The 2,627-nt window shown below is 59.9% G+C and carries 2 protein-coding genes; both read left to right on the forward strand.

Features of this window, described 5'->3' with window-relative positions; all coding sequences use genetic code 11:
* Positions 1-293: 293 nt before the first annotated feature.
* Positions 294-839, forward strand: coding sequence for an NUDIX hydrolase (locus GX466_09035; protein ID NLH94339.1), 546 nt, complete (start codon positions 294-296; stop codon positions 837-839).
* Positions 840-1,052: 213 nt separating this feature from the next.
* A complete protein-coding gene (locus GX466_09040) occupies positions 1,053-2,615 on the forward strand; it encodes an IS21 family transposase (protein NLH94340.1) in 1,563 nt (520 codons plus the stop codon).
* The last annotated feature ends 12 nt before the right edge of the window (positions 2,616-2,627 follow it).

Consider the following 2,627-nt stretch of genomic DNA (forward strand, 5'->3'; position numbering starts at 1 on the left):
TCCATCTGACCAGCAAGCCAGAATCACGGGTGATCGGCCATCCTCTTCGTTAGGCAGCCCACGGACCACCGAATTTCAAGGTATCTGAAAAAGCTTCGGGAAGTTGGCAACATCTAGCGCCTGATTGACGCCCCCGCGAACACCTGCAAGGGTGATTTCCTTCCTTGTGCCAGCCATCTTGTCGCGTATCGTAACGAATTTGCAAGCTGATCCATGCCCTCGTCGCAATTTACAAGTCCCGTTCGAGCGCGATGCTAAACTGCGAGCACCATCCCGAACGCGCTCATTCGATGATCAAGTTCTGCACTCACTGCGGTGCTGGCCTCTCCTTCGAGATTCCCGCCGGCGACACCCTCCCCAGGCACGTCTGCTGCCGTTGCGGTCACGTTCATTATGAGAACCCACGGCTCATCGTCGGCTGCGTCGCAACCTGGGAGGGTCGTATTCTTCTTTGCCGCCGCGCCATCGAACCGCGACGTGGCTTCTGGACGGTGCCTGCCGGCTTCATGGAAAATGGTGAAACCACTGCCGAAGCGGCTTGTCGTGAAACACACGAGGAAGCTGGCGCACGGATCATTGTTGAAGCGCCATTTGCGATGGTCAGCATCGCGCATATAAATCAGGTTCATCTCTTCTATCGCGGCCATCTCGCCACACCCGAGCACTCGGCCGGGGATGAAAGCCTCGAGGCTGCCCTGCTGCAGCCGAATGACATTCCGTGGGGTGAAATCGCCTTCCGCAGCGTAACCCACTGCCTCGAACACTACCTCAAGGATGCAGCAAAAGGTAGCTTCGGATTTCACGAAACGGCGCTTGGTCCGTTGAGTATAGCGACCTGATTACTCATCCAGGCGGTAGTGGATTGGCAGCGTCAGCGCAAACTGCCGGCCATGTGCGAATTCCGACCCAAACTGGACAGTCATTCCGACGGAACCTGGACACTGATTCCGAGGCAAACTGGACACCGATTCCGACGGAATCTGGACAGCCCAAAGTCATAACGTAGCACGCGGGATAACCGTGGCACCCTCAGCGCATTTGCCGAGGACCACATGGCGAATAGCAGGTTATCCATGCGCAAGATTTTTGAAGTATTACGGCTATCCGTTGCGGACGGTCGCAGTCACCGCGAGATTGCCCGGGCAGTCGATTCCTCACCGACGACGGTGGGGGAGATTCTCCGTCGGGCGAAACTGGCCGGATTGAGCTATCCGCTGCCGGCTGGAGTATCTGAAGCCGGCATCGAGGCGCTGCTCTACCCGCCGTCGGCGCCCTCGGCAACCCGTCGACCGGAACCCGACTGGGCCGGCGTGCAGCGGGAACTGCGCAGGAAAGGCGTGACGCTCGACCTGCTCTGGCAGGAGTACAAGAGCGAGCACCCGGACGGCTATCAATACAGCAGCTTCTGCGACCACTACCGAGTTTGGGCTGGGCGTTTGTCGCTCAGTCTGCGCCAGACCCACACACCCGGCGAGAAGTTGTTTGTCGATTACGCCGGCCCGACCGTTCCAGTCACCGACCCGCTGACCGGCGAAATCCGCCAGGCGGCCATCTTCGTTGCCGTCCTCGGCGCCTCGAATTATGACCGAAGGAAATCCCCGTGGGACACCTATTATGACGCCACATGGAGCCAGGCACTGCCGGACTGGATTGGCAGTCATGTCCGAGCACTGGAATTCTTCGGCGGTGTGCCGGCCATGCTGGTGCCCGACAATCTGAAGAGTGGCGTCAACAAAGCCTGCCATTACGACCCCGAGCTCAATCCCAGCTATCGCGACCTGGCCGTCCATTACGCCACCGCCGTCGTGCCGGCCCGGCCGTATCGCCCGAAAGACAAGGCCAAGGTGGAAGCGGGTGTTCTGCTCGTCGAGCGCTGGGTGCTTGCTCGCCTGCGGAATCAGCGATTCTTCAGCCTCAGTGAGCTCAATCGGCACATTGCCGAACTGATGCAGGCCCTGAATCGCCGCCCCTTCAAGAAACTGCCGGGGTCACGGGAAAGTGCCTTTGCCGAGATGGACCGCCCGGCCTTACGCCCGTTGCCGGAATCGCGTTACGAATTCGCCGAATGGAAGGTGGCGACGGTCGGTATCGACTACCACGTTGAAATCGCCGGCCATTACTACTCCGTGCCTTACCGCTTCGCCCGGCAGAAGGTCGATGCCCGTTTCACAAATACAACCGTCGAACTGTTTCATCGCGGGAACCGCATCGCCAGCCATGTGCGGAGTGCGGCGAAGGGGCGGCATACCACCGTCGATGCCCACATGACGCCGGCCCATCAATCCGTTCAGGGCTGGAATGCCCCTCGGCTGCTGGACTGGGCCGGCCGTATTGGACCGCACGTCAAAGCCGTCATCGAACATGTCCTGCATCAACGTCGCCATCCGCAACAGGGTTACCGCAGTTGCCTGGGCATTCTGCGTCTATCGAAGGCCTATGGTGAGGCCCGCCTGGAGGCGGCGTGCGAACGGGCCATCGACATCAATGCGCTGTCCTACGGCAGCCTGAAATCCATCTTGAAGCATGGCCTGGACATCAAGCGCCTGACGGCAACGGCCCAGACCGCTCTCCCCCTGGATCACGCCAACGTGCGTGGTCCGCATTACTACCACTGACCTGAAAGGAAA

The sequence above is a fragment of the Candidatus Cloacimonadota bacterium genome, from assembly GCA_012516855.1.
Classification (GTDB): Bacteria; Cloacimonadota; Cloacimonadia; order Cloacimonadales; family Cloacimonadaceae; genus Syntrophosphaera.